The sequence below is a fragment of the Pseudomonas kurunegalensis genome, assembly GCF_030291635.1.
Taxonomy (GTDB): domain Bacteria; phylum Pseudomonadota; class Gammaproteobacteria; order Pseudomonadales; family Pseudomonadaceae; genus Aquipseudomonas; species Aquipseudomonas monteilii.
On record NZ_CP127871.1, the window covers coordinates 4,950,424 to 4,965,463 of the forward strand.

The 15,040-nt window shown below is 62.3% G+C and carries 15 protein-coding genes; 3 read left to right on the forward strand and 12 right to left on the reverse strand.

Annotation, left to right across the window (positions count from 1 at the left end; all coding sequences use genetic code 11):
• Nucleotides 1-56: 56 nt before the first annotated feature.
• From pdxJ to rpoE, 10 genes are all read right to left on the reverse strand, one after another.
• Nucleotides 57-779, reverse strand: coding sequence for a pyridoxine 5'-phosphate synthase (pdxJ, locus tag QQ992_RS22610; protein ID WP_153670549.1), 723 nt, complete (start codon nt 777-779; stop codon nt 57-59).
• Between the two features lie 61 nt (nt 780-840).
• Nucleotides 841-1,524 carry a DNA repair protein RecO gene (recO, locus tag QQ992_RS22615; RefSeq protein WP_286111113.1) on the reverse strand — a complete coding sequence of 228 codons (684 nt, stop codon included), beginning with the start codon at nt 1,522-1,524 and terminating at the stop codon, nt 841-843.
• Nucleotides 1,525-1,689: 165 nt separating this feature from the next.
• Nucleotides 1,690-2,592: a GTPase Era gene (era, locus tag QQ992_RS22620; protein WP_016498176.1), complete on the reverse strand. Its 903-nt coding sequence runs from the start codon at nt 2,590-2,592 to the stop codon at nt 1,690-1,692.
• Nucleotides 2,585-3,274 carry a ribonuclease III gene (gene rnc, locus QQ992_RS22625; protein WP_016713699.1) on the reverse strand — a complete coding sequence of 230 codons (690 nt, stop codon included), beginning with the start codon at nt 3,272-3,274 and terminating at the stop codon, nt 2,585-2,587. Before rnc ends, era begins: the two co-directional genes overlap by 8 nt.
• Nucleotides 3,275-3,437: 163 nt before the next feature.
• Nucleotides 3,438-4,292 (reverse strand): signal peptidase I, encoded by an 855-nt coding sequence (gene lepB, locus QQ992_RS22630; RefSeq protein WP_016713698.1) that lies wholly within the window; start codon nt 4,290-4,292, stop codon nt 3,438-3,440.
• A 5-nt stretch (nt 4,293-4,297) separates the two neighbouring features.
• Nucleotides 4,298-6,097: a translation elongation factor 4 gene (lepA, locus tag QQ992_RS22635; protein WP_025754588.1), complete on the reverse strand. Its 1,800-nt coding sequence runs from the start codon at nt 6,095-6,097 to the stop codon at nt 4,298-4,300.
• A gap of 181 nt (nt 6,098-6,278) precedes the next feature.
• On the reverse strand, nt 6,279-7,676 hold the full coding sequence (locus QQ992_RS22640) for a DegQ family serine endoprotease (protein ID WP_371920893.1): 1,398 nt from the start codon (nt 7,674-7,676) through the stop codon (nt 6,279-6,281).
• 209 nt (nt 7,677-7,885) lie between these two features.
• Nucleotides 7,886-8,851, reverse strand: a complete 966-nt coding sequence (locus QQ992_RS22645; protein WP_286111117.1) for a MucB/RseB C-terminal domain-containing protein — start codon at nt 8,849-8,851, stop codon at nt 7,886-7,888.
• A 12-nt stretch (nt 8,852-8,863) separates the two neighbouring features.
• Nucleotides 8,864-9,454, reverse strand: coding sequence for a sigma-E factor negative regulatory protein (locus QQ992_RS22650; RefSeq protein ID WP_015271600.1), 591 nt, complete (start codon nt 9,452-9,454; stop codon nt 8,864-8,866).
• Between the two features lie 31 nt (nt 9,455-9,485).
• A complete protein-coding gene (rpoE, locus tag QQ992_RS22655; RefSeq protein ID WP_003252049.1) occupies nt 9,486-10,067 on the reverse strand; it encodes an RNA polymerase sigma factor RpoE/AlgU in 582 nt (193 codons plus the stop codon).
• Between the two features lie 434 nt (nt 10,068-10,501).
• On the opposite strand from rpoE, the gene nadB reads away from it, so the two are divergent.
• Complete coding sequence (gene nadB / locus QQ992_RS22660; RefSeq protein ID WP_286111118.1) at nt 10,502-12,106, forward strand: L-aspartate oxidase; 1,605 nt, start codon at nt 10,502-10,504, stop codon at nt 12,104-12,106.
• Nucleotides 12,107-12,379: 273 nt separating this feature from the next.
• Here nadB and QQ992_RS22665 read toward each other — a convergent pair whose 3' ends face one another.
• Both QQ992_RS22665 and QQ992_RS22670 read right to left on the reverse strand, forming a co-directional pair.
• A complete protein-coding gene (locus QQ992_RS22665) occupies nt 12,380-12,844 on the reverse strand; it encodes a protein YgfX (protein ID WP_286111119.1) in 465 nt (154 codons plus the stop codon).
• Nucleotides 12,828-13,082 carry an FAD assembly factor SdhE gene (locus QQ992_RS22670; protein ID WP_009684770.1) on the reverse strand — a complete coding sequence of 85 codons (255 nt, stop codon included), beginning with the start codon at nt 13,080-13,082 and terminating at the stop codon, nt 12,828-12,830. The genes QQ992_RS22665 and QQ992_RS22670 overlap by 17 nt, the downstream gene beginning before the upstream one ends.
• 133 nt (nt 13,083-13,215) lie before the next feature.
• On the opposite strand from QQ992_RS22670, the gene ygfZ reads away from it, so the two are divergent.
• Nucleotides 13,216-14,157: a CAF17-like 4Fe-4S cluster assembly/insertion protein YgfZ gene (gene ygfZ, locus QQ992_RS22675; RefSeq protein WP_286111120.1), complete on the forward strand. Its 942-nt coding sequence runs from the start codon at nt 13,216-13,218 to the stop codon at nt 14,155-14,157.
• A gap of 55 nt (nt 14,158-14,212) precedes the next feature.
• Nucleotides 14,213-15,019: an HDOD domain-containing protein gene (locus QQ992_RS22680; protein WP_286111121.1), complete on the forward strand. Its 807-nt coding sequence runs from the start codon at nt 14,213-14,215 to the stop codon at nt 15,017-15,019.
• The last annotated feature ends 21 nt before the right edge of the window (nt 15,020-15,040 follow it).

Here is a 15,040-nt window from a genome sequence, read left to right on the forward strand (position 1 = left end):
CAATACCTGTGGGAGCGGGCTTGCCCGCGAAGAGGCCGGTACAGGTGATCATCAAATCAGCGCGAAGCCGCCACGATCAGCGCCTTCATCTCGGCCACGGCAGCCTTGAAACCAACAAACAGTGCATGCGCCACCAGCGCATGGCCAATGTTCAGCTCATTGATACCCTTGATCGCCGCCACCGCCTCGACGTTGTGGTAATGCAGCCCGTGACCGGCATTGACGATCAGCCCCTGCCCCACGCCAAAGGCCACGCCATCGACGATACGCTTGAGTTCCTCAGCCACTTCAGTCGGGGTTTCGGCATCGGCGTAACGCCCGGTGTGCAGCTCGATGGCCGGCGCGCCTACGCGGCGTGAAGCCTCGATCTGCCGCTCGTCAGCATCGATGAACAGCGACACCTCGGCACCGGTGCGCGACAGGCGCTCCACAGCTGCCTTGATTCGCGCCTCTTGCCCGGCCACGTCCAGGCCACCTTCGGTGGTCAGCTCCTGACGGGTTTCGGGGACCAGGCAAATGTGCGCCGGGCGGATCTTCTCGGCAAAGGCCATCATCTCTTCGGTGACACCCATCTCGAAGTTCATGCGCGTCTGCAGCACATCCTTGAGCAGCACCACGTCACGCTCCTGGATGTGCCGGCGGTCTTCGCGCAGGTGCACGGTGATGCCATCGGCGCCCGCCTCTTCGGCGTCCAGGGCAGCCTTGACCGGATCAGGGTAACGCGTGCCCCGGGCCTGGCGCAGGGTCGCCACGTGGTCGATGTTTACGCCAAGAAGCATGCGGTTGCTGTGAGTCACGAAAGGCTCTCCTGAAGATTGAGCCCCACAGCATACGTCGTGATCAGCGCTTGCGAAACAGTTCCCGGCTGACCAGCGGTTTTGCGCCCAGGTGAACGGCCAATGCCTGGCGCATCAGGCGCTTGGCGGCGAGCAAGGCGCCCGGGGCGTTCCAATCGGCTTCGGCCAGGGCCATGAGCTCGGTGCCGCGGAACAGGCCGGGTTGTACCAGCTCGACCCGCTCCAGACCGGCATCCACGCGCAAGCGGTAAAGGCCGTCGGCCACGACGGGGTGGTCGTTGACGTCATGGTTCAAGGAAAACGCATAACCGAGCTCGTCCAGCAGCCGCCATTCGAACGAACGCAGCAGCGGCTCCAGCGGGCGCCCGGCAGCCAAGGCTTGCAGGGTCAATGTGTAATGCTCGAACAGGGCCGGGAACGGCGCTTCAGCCGGCAGCAGGCGCATGAGCAGCTCGTTGAGGTACAAGCCGCTGAACAGGGCATCACCGTGTAGCCAGGCCGCAATTCCGGCGCTGTCCATGCGACCGACATTCTTCAGCTCGCCACGCCCGCGCAGCTCCACCTCCAGCGGCACGAACGGCCGCACCAGGCTGCCGCCCTTGCCGCGCGCACGGCGCAGTACAGCGCGCATGCGGCCCTGCGGGGTGAAGAAGTCTACCAGCGCGCTGGTTTCCTTGTAGGCACGGCTGTGCAGCACATAGGCTGGCTGGCCGACGGGTTGTTCCATGGAAGTTACTTGCCCCAGGGTTGCACTGGCCCTTGTAGGAGCGGCCTTGTGTCGCGATAGGGCTGCACAGCAGCCCCGGCGATTTATGCTGTGAAGCTGAAAATCTGGGGCCGCTGTGCGGCCCTATCGCGACACAAGGCCGCTCCTACAGGGACCGTGCGAGCCTTAGAGGTCGCCGTAACCCAGCGAACGCAGGGCGCGCTCGTCGTCGGACCAGCCACCTTTCACCTTGACCCAGAGGTTGAGCATGACCTTGGAGTCGAACAGCACTTCCATGTCCTTGCGTGCCTCGGAGCCAATGCGCTTGATGCGCTCGCCCTTGTCGCCAATGATGATTTTCTTCTGGCCATCACGCTCGACCAGAATCAGCGCGTGAATGTGCAGCACATGGCCCTGTTGCTTGAATTCCTCGATCTCCACGGTGATCTGATACGGCAGCTCCGCACCCAGCTGGCGCATGATCTTCTCGCGCACCAGTTCGGCGGCCAGGAAACGGCTGCTGCGGTCAGTGATCTGGTCTTCCGGGAAGAAGTGATCGTTTTCAGGCAGGTGCTTGGCGATCTGTGCTTCCAGCGCTTCGAGGTTGTGACCCTGCTGCGCAGAGATCGGCATCACCTCGGCGTTCGGCAGTTGCTCCTGCAGCCACTGCAGGTGCGGAATCAACTCGGCCTTCTCTTCCATGCGGTCGGTCTTGTTGACCGCGATGATCAGCGGGCCAGTCACGTACTGCACACGCTCCAGCACCAGTTGGTCCTCGTCGGTCCACTTGGTGCGGTCGACCACGAAAATCACCACGTCGACGTCCTTCAGGGCCGCCGAGGCGTTGCGGTTCATGTAGCGGTTCAGGGCCTTGTCGTTGGCCTTGTGCATACCCGGGGTATCGACGTAGATCGCCTGCACGTCACCCTCGGTCTTGATGCCGAGCATGTTGTGTCGGGTGGTCTGCGGCTTGCGCGAAGTAATCGCCAGCTTCTGGCCGAGGATGTGGTTGAGCAAGGTCGACTTGCCGACGTTGGGGCGGCCGACAATGGCGACGTAGCCGCAGCGGGTCGGGTTGTTATCAGTCATTGCCATTCTCCACGCCCAGGGCGATCAGTGCAGACGCGGCAGCGACTTGCTCGGCAATACGCCGGCTAACACCCTGACCACGGCTCTTGTTGTTCAGCAGCACCACTTCGCATTCGACGAAGAACGTACGGCAGTGCGGTTCACCCTGGATATCCACCACTTCGTAGCGCGGCAGCTCACAGCTGCGCGACTGCAGAAACTCTTGCAGGCGGGTTTTCGGGTCCTTGTTGGTATCGACCAGGGTCAAGCCCTCGAACTCATCGGCAAGCCAGGCCAGGACGCGCTCCCGTGCGGTTTCCATATCGGCGTCCAGGTAGATGGCACCGATCAGTGCCTCCAGGGCGTCGGCCAGGATCGACTCGCGGCGAAAACCGCCGCTCTTGAGCTCGCCCGAACCCAGGCGCAAGTATTCGCCCAGGTCGAAACCACGGGCCAGCCGGGCCAGGGTTTCGCCCTTGACCAGCCGCGCACGCAGGCGCGACAGCTGGCCTTCACGGGCCTGCGGGAAACGCTCGAAAAGCGCTTCGCCGGCGACGAAGTTGAGAATGGCGTCACCGAGAAACTCCAGGCGCTCGTTGTTGCGCCCGGCATAGCTGCGATGGGTCAGCGCCAGGAGCATCTGGTCCTGGTTCTTGAAGGTATAACCGAGCTTTCGCTCCAGACGGGCAAGGGAAGCACTCATGCGGCCACCCGTTCGTTGTTCAACGCGTTGTTCAAATCAACATCCTGAAAGACTGTTTGGCTGTGGTTCGCCACGCGATGTGCGGCGAATCTCCCGATCCCTGAGAACACAGCCTATGTCAGAAATGCATTCGGCGCTGTCTGCTGGACAGCGCCGATGGGTATCAATGGATCAGGCCAACCCGCGACAGGTTGGGCAGGTGGCTGAGTTTGGGCTCTGGCCAGCTCATCCACACCGCAAAGGCCTTGCCGACGATGTTCCGGTCCGGAACCATGCCGTGCAGCTCCTTGGGAATGTTCGGGTCATCCCAGAAACGGCTGTCGTTGGAATTGTCGCGGTTGTCGCCCATCATGAAGTAATGGCCTGCCGGCACGGTCCATTGCTGGTCCGGCGGCATGCGATAACGGCTCATTTCCTTGCGGATCAGGTGTTCGGCCTCGCCGAGTTTTTCCTTGTACAGCTCGGCGCTGCCCAAGGTACCTGGCTCGGTGCCCACCAGTTGTTCGGCAATCGGCTGGCCGTTGACGAACAGCCGCTTGTCGTTGGTGTAGCGAACCACATCACCCGGCAAGCCAACCACACGCTTGATGTAGTTGACGTTCGGGTCGCTCGGGTAGCGGAACACCATTACATCACCGCGTTGCGGGTCACCGACCTCGATGACCTTCTTGTCGATCACCGGCAAACGAATGCCGTACGAGAACTTGTTCACCAGGATGAAATCGCCCACTTCCAGGGTCGGTTTCATCGACCCCGAAGGGATCTGGAACGGCTCGACCAGGAACGAGCGCAGCACCAGCACGATGAACAGCACCGGAAAGAACGACTTGCCGTACTCGACCAGCAGCGGCTCCTTGTTCAGGCGCTCGACCACGGCCATCTCGGGCTGGCTGACGCTGCCCTGGTAGTTGGCGATTGCTGCGCGCCGGCGCGGGGCCAGGAACAGCAGGTCGATCAAGCCCAGCAGACCGCAGACGAAGACGGCGATGACTAGCAACAGCGGGAAATTTAGCGACATAGGACCTAGCTATCCAACCTGAGCACGGCGAGGAAGGCTTCTTGTGGAATCTCCACGTTGCCCACCTGTTTCATGCGTTTCTTACCGGCCTTCTGCTTCTCCAGCAGTTTCTTCTTACGGCTGACGTCACCACCGTAGCACTTGGCCAGTACGTTCTTTCTGAGCGCCTTGACGGTTGTCCGCGCAATGATCTGGCCGCCGATAGCTGCCTGGATCGCCACGTCGAACATCTGCCGAGGGATCAGTTCCTTCATCTTTTCGGTCAACGCACGGCCTTTGTAGGCCGCGTTGTCGCGGTGCACGATCAATGCCAAAGCATCGACCTTGTCGCCGTTGATCAGCACATCCAGCTTGACCAGGTTGGCCGACTGGTAGCGGTCGAAATGATAGTCCAGCGAAGCATAGCCGCGGCTGGTGGACTTGAGGCGGTCGAAGAAGTCCAGTACCACTTCGTTCATCGGCATGTCGTAACGCACCTGAACCTGGCTGCCGAGGAACTGCATGTCGCGCTGCACGCCACGCTTCTCGATGCACAGGGTGATGACGTTACCCAGGTGCTCTTGCGGTACCAGAATGGTCGCGGTGACGATCGGCTCGCGGAAGTCAGCGACAGCCGATACGTCTGGCAGCTTCGACGGGTTGTCGACAACGATGGTTTCGCCGGTTTTCAGCTCCAGCTCATAGATCACGCTAGGTGCGGTGGTGATCAGGTCCAGGTCGTATTCGCGCTCCAGGCGCTCCTGGATGATCTCCATGTGCAGCATGCCAAGGAAGCCGCAACGGAAGCCGAAGCCCAGGGCGTCAGAGCTTTCCGGCATGTACTGCAGCGACGAGTCGTTCAGGGTCAGCTTCTGCAGGGCGTCGCGGAAGTCTTCGAAATCGTCGGAGCTGACCGGGAACAGGCCGGCGTAAACCTGCGGCTGGATCTTCTTGAAGCCTGGCAGCACTTCGACCTCAGGGGTCGAGGACAGGGTCAGGGTGTCACCCACAGGGGCACCGTGAATGTCCTTGATGCTGGCGATGATGAAGCCTACTTCGCCGGCTTTCAGGTCTGCGGTCTGGGTGTGCTTCGGGGTGAATACACCCACGCTGTCGACCAGGTGCACCTTGCCGGTGGACTTGACCAGGATCTTGTCACCCTTCTTGACGCGGCCCTGGCGCACGCGCACCAGCGAGACCACGCCCAGGTAGTTGTCGAACCAGGAGTCGATGATCAGCGCTTGCAGCGGCGCATCGATCTCGCCCTCGGGTGCAGGAATGGAGTGCACCAGGCGCTCGAGCACCTCGTCCACGCCCATGCCGCTTTTGGCACTGCAGGCCACGGCGTCGGTAGCATCGATGCCGATGATCTTCTCGATCTCGTCCTTGACGCGGTCCGGGTCGGCCTGGGGCAGGTCCATCTTGTTCAGCACCGGCATGACCTCCAGGCCCTGCTCGATGGCGGTGTAGCAGTTGGCCACGGACTGGGCCTCTACGCCCTGGCCGGCGTCGACGACCAGCAGCGCACCTTCACAGGCCGCCAGCGAGCGCGAGACTTCATAGGTGAAGTCGACGTGGCCGGGGGTGTCGATGAAGTTCAGCTGGTAGGTCTTGCCGTCTTGCGCCTTGTAGTGAAGCGTGACGCTGTGGGCCTTGATGGTGATACCGCGTTCACGCTCCAGGTCCATGGAGTCAAGCACCTGGGCTTCCATTTCGCGTGCCGACAGGCCACCGCACATCTGGATGAAACGGTCGGCCAGCGTCGACTTGCCATGGTCGATGTGGGCGATGATGGAGAAATTGCGGATATGACTCAAATCACTCACGGGTCAACACTCGAAAAGGCTGCGAGCCGGACGCCCGCCGAAAAATAGCCGGGAATTGTACCTCAAGCTGCCGGGATATGGGAGATTCCTCTGTCCGACTGTACACAGCAATCCACCGTCCAATTGTGAATAATCATGAAAAAGGGCAGCCGTAGCTGCCCTTTCTCCCTTGCCAGGCCGCTTATTCAGCGAGCTTGAAGGTGATGAAGCTGGCACGGCCCTGACGCAGCACGCGCATCGACACCGAACGGTTCTTCGGCAGCTCCTTGGCGATTTCGGTGAACTCTTTGGCCGAACCGATGGCCTGGTTGTTCAGGTGGCTGATGACATCACCCGGACGCAGGCCGATCAGCGCTGCCGGGCCATCCTGCACTTCCTTGATGACCACACCGCCTTTGAGCTCCAGGGATTTCTTCTGCTCGGCGGTCAGGTCGGCGACCGATACGCCCAGACGGTTACTGCTGCGCTCGGCACTGCCATCGGCACCGGTGCCGATGTCGGCATCATCGTCCGGCAGCGCGCCGACGCTGATGTCCAGGGTCTGGCGCTTGCCGTTGCGGATGATTTCCAGCTTGGCCTTCTCGCCATCCTTGAGGCCGCCAACCAGGTGTGGCAGGTCGGCCGACATGACGATTGGCTGGCCGTTCATGCTCAGGATCACGTCGCCCACCTGCAGGCCGCCCTTGGCTGCCGGGCCGTTTTCCAGCACCTGGGCCACCAGGGCACCGGCCGGTTTGTCCAGGCCGAAGGATTCCGCCAGGTCCTTGTTGACCTCCTGGATGACCACGCCCAGCCAGCCGCGGCTGACCTTGCCGTCTTTCTTCAGCTGGTTGGAGACATCGATCGCCACATCGATCGGGATGGCGAACGACAGGCCCATGAAGCCACCGGAGCGGGTGAAGATCTGCGAGTTGATACCCACCACTTCGCCCTTCATGTTGAACAGCGGGCCACCGGAGTTACCCGGGTTGATGGCCACGTCGGTCTGGATGAACGGTACATAGGTGTCGTTTGGCAAGGTACGGCCCTTGGCGCTGACGATACCTTTGGTCACCGAATGGTCGAAGCCGAACGGCGAACCGATGGCCAGTACCCATTCGCCCACCTTGAGCTTCTCGGAGTCACCCAGCTTGACCGTCGGCAGGTTCTTGCCTTCGACCTTGAGCAGGGCCACGTCGGTGCGCGGGTCGGTGCCGACCAGTTTGGCCTGCAGCTCGCTGCGGTCCGACAGGCGGACGATGATCTCGTCGGCATCGGCCACCACATGGTTGTTGGTCAGCACGTAGCCATCGCTGGAAATGATGAAGCCCGAGCCCAACGACTGCGCCTCGCGCTGGCGGTCACCACGCGGCGAACGCGGCTGCTGCGGCATGTTGCGCTCGAAGAACTCGCGGAACATCGGCGGCAGGCCTTCCAGGTCCGGCATCTGCCCGGCGGCGACGCGGTCAGGCAGCTTCTGCTTGGTACTGATGTTGACCACGGCCGGCGAGGCCTGCTCGACCAGGGTGGTGAAGTCCGGCAGGGCTTCCTCGGCCTGGGCGGTGAGCACCTGGCCAAGCATCAGCACGGCGGCGAACATCGTTAGGTAGGATTTCAAGCGTGGTATTGACATACGGCTCCCGTCACAACGAGCGGTAGTTTAGAAAGACCCCTGCACAAAGCAGGAAAGGCCAGGCTCCTGAAAGCCTGACCTATAGAAAATTTGCCGATGGATTGCAAATGACAATGCTTTAATTTCATTTCAGCCGTATGTCCGCCTGCCTTGGCACGGCCCGCAAACGCGCGCCATCACTGGCGCGCCTGGGCATCCTGAGGGCGCATCGACAAAGCGACGCGTTCTGCCGTACCGAGCGGAATTTCGCCCACCACGGTCACCATCACCTTGCCCTTTGGCGTATTGAGGCGACGCGAAACAGCCGAAGTCGGGCCGAGCTGGGTGCGCATGTCGGTGCCGCCGTCATCGTTCACCGGTTCGAGGAACACGGAAAAACGTGCGAGGCCATCGTCATACATCAGGCTGCTGACCGAACTGTTGTGTTTGGGGTCGCGGCGCACCGAGCTGTTGACCAGCTCGAACCCGGGTGGCAGCCAGTCCGAGCGCCAGCCAGCAACGCTGTCATTGCTGACGGGCGCGCCATGCTGCACAGGCTTGCAGGCAGCGCTGGGGCGCAAGTCATCGTCGCCAGGCGGCTCGTCGGTATCGAGGCGGGTCATCTGGAAGCGCTCCAGCAACTGCCCTTTGTCGTTGAGCATCAACGAGCGCAGTGGCAGGCCGGTATTACGGTCCAGGTGCAGTTCGAAGGCATAGCGGTGCTGGTCGCGGGGCGTGAGCGTCACGATCACGGCGTCGCGCCCGGCGACCCGTGACTTGCCCGCCACGCTCAAATCGTACCAGCCCATCAGTTTCAGCGGATCAAGCACACGCGGCGCGGTGTCTGGCGGTGCCGCGACACTGCTGACCAAGGCCCCACTGACACACTCCACCTTCCCATCCACACGCACGATTTCCTGGGCGGCGCCATCGAGCTGCAGCAGCCGCTCGCTGACCTTGCCGTCCTCGACCCGGTGCCAGATGTCGTGGGAAGAGAAGCTGCCGTTGCGTTCGTAGACGAAAGAGCCTTGGTAGCTCTGCTTTTGCTCGGCCTGTGCCAGCTTGTTCAGCCACTCACTCGCCTGGGGCGAGGAATTGGCCGCCAATGCTGGCACCGTCATGCAGCTGCCAATCAGCAGCGACAGGAGAGGTAGCGCGCGCATGATCCTCCTTACTTAACGGTTTTCCAGGCTGGCAGCGCGGGCATAAGGCAATGCGGTTTCAGTGCCCTTGAGCGCAGATTCCTGGGCATGCTGGCGCAGGTAGCCTGGCAGACGCTGATCCCAGCCGGCCTGGTTCTGCAGCACGCCGTTGGCCATTGGCCCGGTCGGTTGCTCACTGCTCTCACTATAGCCTGCCAAAACGGCCGGGCCTTGTGCTTGTGGCACGCTCAGGCCTTGCTGGGCAGGCTGCTGGGCTGCAAGCTCGGCACCGGTGATTTCGTCCTGGTTGTACATACGTACACCGGCGAGCACCGCAACGGTGACCGAAGCTGCTACAGCCAGGCGACCGATGCTGCGCCACGGGCCTTTCTTGACCTTGGCCGGCACCGCTTCGTCAGCCAGCGCAGCAGACACCGCCGAGGCGATATCCAGGTTAGGCAGCAGCAGCTCCTTGTGCATGGCTGCACGGGCAACCTGGTAACGCGACCAGGTGGCACGGGTTTCGGCATCGTCGACGGCGTTCAACACCCGACGCAATTCCAGTTCGTCCGCTTCGTTATCCATCACCGCGGACAGCGATTCCTGCAAAGCTTCACGACTCATGGCGGTTCCTCTCTTGGCTGTCGCCGCTGTCTCAGGTTTCCTGCAACAACGGCTGCAGGGCTTTGTCTATGGCCTCCCGAGCGCGGAAGATTCGAGAGCGCACGGTACCCACCGGACATTGCATGACACTGGCAATGTCTTCGTAACTCAGTCCGTCGAACTCGCGCAGGGTCAACGCCGTGCGCAGGTCTTCGGGCAGTTGCTGGATGGTGCGATGGACGGTGCCTTCGATTTCATCCCGCAACAACGAGCGCTCTGGGGACTCGAGATCCTTGAGGCCATGATCGCCGTCGTAAAACTCCGCATCCTCGGAGCTCACATCACTGTCTGGCGGCCGTCTTCCACGGGACACCAGGTAATTCTTCGCCGTGTTGATGGCGATACGGTACAGCCAGGTATAAAACGCACTGTCACCGCGAAAATTGCCAAGCGCACGGTAGGCCTTGATAAAGGCTTCCTGCGCCACATCCTGGGCCTCGTGGGTATCGTGAACGAACCGCACGATCAACCCGAGAATCTTGTGCTGATACTTCAGCACCAACAGATCGAACGCTCGCCTGTCACCGCGCTGAACACGCTCGACAAGCTGCTGATCCTCTTCCTGGGTTAGCATGAACACTCCTCAGTGAACTCGAAGGAGCGTTGCAACAGCCATCGTTCAGGCTTGCAACCATAGACTCGGGCTTTACGCAAAAGTTCTCCCCTCCAAGCAAGTTTCCTGCAGCCCTTGGTCGGCTTGCACGGAAGACGCGGCGCGGTCACGGCCGGCTACGTCGATAATCAGGTTTCGAATACGCAGAGACAGCCCGGACAGGCCTGCCGCCCTGCGTCGCCGCGGCAAATTGTGGCGTGCGGGCAGCCTTCATAGGATTTCCGGCCATGTCGGAAAGTTCCCACAAAGGTTGCCGCAACCTGGCAAGTGGCATGGAAATTGGCCACCCCGGGCTGCTATAAAGGCATCCCGGCCAAGTTTAACGATAGTTTCACAATGCCATCTGCGCGTGACTATTGTGCCGCGCCCCTTCCAAAGATTACTAGTGTCCCGACATGAGCCAACAATTCCAACATGATGTCCTGGTGATCGGCAGCGGTGCCGCCGGTCTCAGCCTGGCACTTAACCTTCCCAGCCACCTGCGCGTTGCCGTGCTCAGCAAGGGCGACCTGGCCAACGGCTCGACCTTCTGGGCCCAGGGCGGGGTCGCTGCGGTGCTCGACAACACCGATACCGTGCAGTCGCATGTCGAGGACACCCTCAATGCCGGCGGCGGCCTGTGCAACGAAGAGGCGGTGCGCTTTACCGTCGAGCACAGCCGGGAAGCCATTCAATGGCTGATCGAGCAAGGCGTGCCCTTTACCCGCGACGAGCACTACAGCGTTGATGACGGCGGTTTCGAGTTTCATCTCACCCGTGAGGGGGGCCATAGCCACCGGCGCATCATCCACGCCGCCGATGCGACCGGCGCGGCCATTTTCACCACGCTGCTGGAACAGGCTCGCCTGCGCCCGAACCTCCAGCTGCTGGAGCAGCGTGTAGCGGTCGACCTGATCACCGAACGCCGCTTGGGCCTGCCTGGCGAACGCTGCCTGGGCGCCTATGTGTTAAACCGCAATACCGGCGAGGTAGATACCTTCGGCGCACGCTTCACCGTGCTGGCCACCGGTGGTGCGGCCAAGGTCTACCTCTATACCAGCAACCCCGATGGCGCTTGCGGTGACGGTATCGCCATGGCTTGGCGGGCGGGTTGCCGGGTGGCCAACCTTGAGTTCAACCAGTTCCACCCGACCTGCCTGTACCACCCGCAGGCCAAGAGCTTCCTGGTCACCGAAGCCCTGCGCGGCGAAGGCGCGCTGCTGCGCCTGCCCAACGGCGAACGTTTCATGCCGCGCTTCGACCCACGCGAAGAACTGGCCCCGCGCGACATCGTGGCCCGCGCCATCGACCATGAGATGAAGCGCCTGGGCGTGGACTGCGTCTACCTGGACATCACCCACAAGCCGGCCGATTTCATCAAGAGCCACTTCCCCACCGTGTACGAGCGCTGCCTGGCATTTGGCATCGACATCACCCGCCAGCCGATCCCGGTGGTGCCTGCCGCGCACTACACCTGCGGCGGGGTGATGGTCGACGACCGTGGCCACACCGACGTACCGGGCTTGTACGCGATTGGCGAAACCAGCTTCACCGGCCTGCACGGCGCCAACCGCATGGCCAGCAACTCATTGCTGGAATGCTTCGTCTATGGCCGGGCCGCCGCTGCCGACATCCAGGCGAACCTGGAGGCAGTGGCCATGCCCAAGGCCCTGCCGGGTTGGGACGCCAGCCAGGTGACCGACTCGGACGAAGACGTGATCATTGCGCACAACTGGGACGAACTGCGGCGTTTCATGTGGGACTATGTCGGCATCGTGCGCACCAGCAAACGCCTGCAACGCGCGCAGCATCGCATTCGCCTGCTGCTGGATGAAATTGACGAGTTCTACAGCAACTACAAGGTCAGCCGCGACCTGATCGAACTGCGCAACCTGGCGCAGGTGGCCGAGTTGATGATCCTGTCGGCCATGCAGCGCAAGGAAAGCCGTGGGCTGCATTACACCCTGGACTACCCGGGGATGCTGGACGAGGCCAAGGACACCATCCTTAGTCCACTCTGAGAGCTGTAGCGTCTGCGAGATCGAGCGCCGCCCGCGCGGCGCATCGCGAGCAAGCTCGCTCCTACATCTGTTTCGGGCCAGTTTTACCTGTGGGATTTGCGCGCGGACGCCTTGGCGCATGACACGATATCGCGCCGTACAAACAAGGCGGTCGCGCGCGCCCGCCACAGGCGTTACTGGCCAGAAACAAACGTAGGAGCGAGCTTGCTCGCGATGCGCCGCGCGGGCGGCGCTCGATCTTACAGGCGCTGAACCTGCCACGGCGAACACCTGTCAGCCCTGACTCGCCCCCACCTCGGCCCACCTGCGCCTGCTGAACTTCAACCTTACCCGCAAGCGCCGATGCTCATCCGCCCCCAACGCATCGCGCGGTATGCACTGGCTCTCCCCCAGCCACCGCCCCACCCGCTCGAAGCGCAACACCACCAGCCCCGGCAACGCCACGCTGTCCCGGCACAAGCGCACCGGCTGCCAGCCACGGGCACGGCTGAGCACCTGCCAGCCGCGCACATCACGGCGCAAGCCAACCACGGCATGCTCATGCGTCAACAAGATACGTCGGGGAATGGCCCAGCCAGCGTGGGCAATACAGACGGCGATAACAGAAAGGGCCAGCCACCCGGGCAGCGGGCTCGCCCACACGGCAAGCCACGCCAGTACCTGGCACACCAGATAGGCCGCTAGCAGCAGGCGTGAGCCTTGCCAGCGGCACTCGAAGCACTCACTTGGGCTGGACACGGTCCAGAATGATGCGAACCATGCGCTGCAGCTCCGGGTCTTCAGACTCGGTGCGCTCCATGAACCAGCCGAACATGTCCTGATCCTCGCAGCTCAACAGACGCACGTACAGTTCGCGGTCGGCCTCGTTGAGGGTGGGGTAGACTTCCTGGGTGAAAGGCACCAGCAGCACGTCCAGTTCCAGCATGCCACGGCGGCTGTGCCAGAAAAGCCGGTTGAGTTCAGTTTGTTCGACCATGGGGCCCTCCTCGAATGGCCCGCCAGTATACAGCCAGGCGAGCGATGCGACACCGGGCGTTGGTCTAGTCACCTACCTATTTTGTTACTGGCGTTCTATGATGGCCGCCAGTCTTTAGCCACCGCGATGACCCATGGCCGATTCCGCTTTCTTCTGCCCCCTGTCCCACGAGGGCATCCTCGCCGTCCGCGGCTCCGATGCAGGCAAGTTCCTGCAAGGCCAGCTGACCTGCAACATCAACTACCTCAGCCAGGAACACGCCAGCCTCGGCGCCCGCTGCATGGTCAAGGGGCGCATGCAGTCCAGCTTCCGCATCCTGCCCGAAGGCAACGGCTACCTGCTGGCCATGGCCAGTGAACTGCTCGATGCGCAACTGGCCGACCTGAAGAAGTACGCCGTGTTCTCCAAGGCCACGCTGACCGACGAAAGCGCCGCCTGGGCACGCTTTGGCCTGCAAGGTGGCGACGCTGCGCTGCAGGCGCTGGGGCTCGACGTGCCCGCAGCTGCCGGCAGCACCGTGCGCCATGAGGGCCTGATTGCCATTGCCGTTTCTGCAGGCCGCGTAGAACTGTGGGTGCCGGCAGACAACGCCGACACCGTGCGCCAGGCGCTCGCCGGCGCCCTGCCCGAGGGCAGTCTCAACGACTGGCTGCTTGGGCAGGTTCGCGCCGGTATCGGCCAGGTCATGGGGCCGACCCGTGAGCTGTTCATCCCGCAGATGATCAACCTGCAAGCGGTCGATGGTGTCAGCTTCAAGAAAGGCTGCTACACCGGCCAGGAAATCGTCGCCCGCATGCAGTACCTGGGCAAGCTCAAGCGTCGCCAGTACCGCCTGGCACTGGACCAGCAGGCCATTCCTGCCCCGGGTGCCGAGATATTCTCGCCCACCCATGGTTCGTCGGTCGGTGAAGTGGTCATTGCTGCTGGCAACGGCGCAGGCTGTGAACTGCTTGCGGTGCTCAGCGCCGAGGCAGTGGAGGACGACAACCTGCACCTGGGCAGCCTGGAAGGCCCGCGCCTGCAAGTGCTGACCCTGCCTTACGAACTGGACCGCGACCGGGAAATCCAGCGCTGACCAGCCTGCCCCGCCCCTGTGGCGGGGCCGCACCACCACTGCGGTAGACACGCCCATGAACAAGCTGGCCGAGATGGTTCAAGCACAGTTGCTCGATGCCATCGAAAAGGATGACCTGGTCCTGCCGACCCTGCCCGAGGTTGCCTTGAGCATCCGCGAGGCAGCGGAAGACAGCGAGATCAGCGTAGCGGCCCTGAGCAAGGTAATCGGTCGCGATGCGGCCCTTTCTGCGCGCCTGATCAAGGTCGTCAACAGCCCGCTGCTGCGTGCAGCGGTCGAGGTCACCGACCTGCACACTGCCATCACGCGGCTGGGCATCAATTACAGCTGCAACCTGGCCATTGGTCTGGTGATCGAGCAGATTTTCCATGCCCGCGCGCCGACCGTTGAACAAAAACTGCGCGACATCTGGGCCAACAGCCTGGAAGTTGCGGGTATCAGCTACGAAATCTGCAGGCGCTACACGCACCTCAAGCCCGACCAGGCTACCTTGGGCGGGCTGGTCAACCAGATTGGCGCACTGCCGGTACTCATCTACGCCGAAGAGCACAACGAACTGCTGTCCGACCCGGTTTGCCTGCATTACGTGATCGAGCAGATCCAGCCGGTGCTGGGGGACAAGATCCTCAAGGCCTGGGAGTTTCCGGAGCAACTGGTCAACCTGCCCAGCCAGGTTCAGGACCTGGACCGGCAGACTGACAAGGTCGATTACATCGATATCGTGCAGATCGCCCGCTGCATCAGCCAGCGCGGGCGGCATCGGCCACTGGCTGCGCTGCCGGCGTACCGCCACCTGGGGCTGCCGTTTGGCACTGAACTGGAAGTGGATGAACTGCTTGAAGCGCGGAGCATGTTCCGCTGACTTGCTTCAGCCTGTTCTGGC

What these genes read in the sequence shown, in the direction of transcription:
- pdxJ (WP_153670549.1), bottom strand. Translation starts at nt 779, where the DNA reads ATGCTTCTTGGCGTAAACATCGACCACGTGGCGACCCTGCGCCAGGCC.
- recO (WP_286111113.1), bottom strand. Translation starts at nt 1,524, where the DNA reads ATGGAACAACCCGTCGGCCAGCCAGCCTATGTGCTGCACAGCCGTGCC.
- era (WP_016498176.1), bottom strand. Translation starts at nt 2,592, where the DNA reads ATGACTGATAACAACCCGACCCGCTGCGGCTACGTCGCCATTGTCGGC.
- rnc (WP_016713699.1), bottom strand. Translation starts at nt 3,274, where the DNA reads ATGAGTGCTTCCCTTGCCCGTCTGGAGCGAAAGCTCGGTTATACCTTC.
- lepB (WP_016713698.1), bottom strand. Translation starts at nt 4,292, where the DNA reads ATGTCGCTAAATTTCCCGCTGTTGCTAGTCATCGCCGTCTTCGTCTGC.
- QQ992_RS22640 (WP_371920893.1), bottom strand. Translation starts at nt 7,676, where the DNA reads ATGTTCGCCGCCGTGCTGATGCTTGGCCAGGTGCTCACCGCCCAGGCC.
- QQ992_RS22645 (WP_286111117.1), bottom strand. Translation starts at nt 8,851, where the DNA reads ATGCGCGCGCTACCTCTCCTGTCGCTGCTGATTGGCAGCTGCATGACG.
- QQ992_RS22650 (WP_015271600.1), bottom strand. Translation starts at nt 9,454, where the DNA reads ATGAGTCGTGAAGCTTTGCAGGAATCGCTGTCCGCGGTGATGGATAAC.
- rpoE (WP_003252049.1), bottom strand. Translation starts at nt 10,067, where the DNA reads ATGCTAACCCAGGAAGAGGATCAGCAGCTTGTCGAGCGTGTTCAGCGC.
- nadB (WP_286111118.1), top strand. Translation starts at nt 10,502, where the DNA reads ATGAGCCAACAATTCCAACATGATGTCCTGGTGATCGGCAGCGGTGCC.
- QQ992_RS22670 (WP_009684770.1), bottom strand. Translation starts at nt 13,082, where the DNA reads ATGGTCGAACAAACTGAACTCAACCGGCTTTTCTGGCACAGCCGCCGT.
- ygfZ (WP_286111120.1), top strand. Translation starts at nt 13,216, where the DNA reads ATGGCCGATTCCGCTTTCTTCTGCCCCCTGTCCCACGAGGGCATCCTC.
- QQ992_RS22680 (WP_286111121.1), top strand. Translation starts at nt 14,213, where the DNA reads ATGAACAAGCTGGCCGAGATGGTTCAAGCACAGTTGCTCGATGCCATC.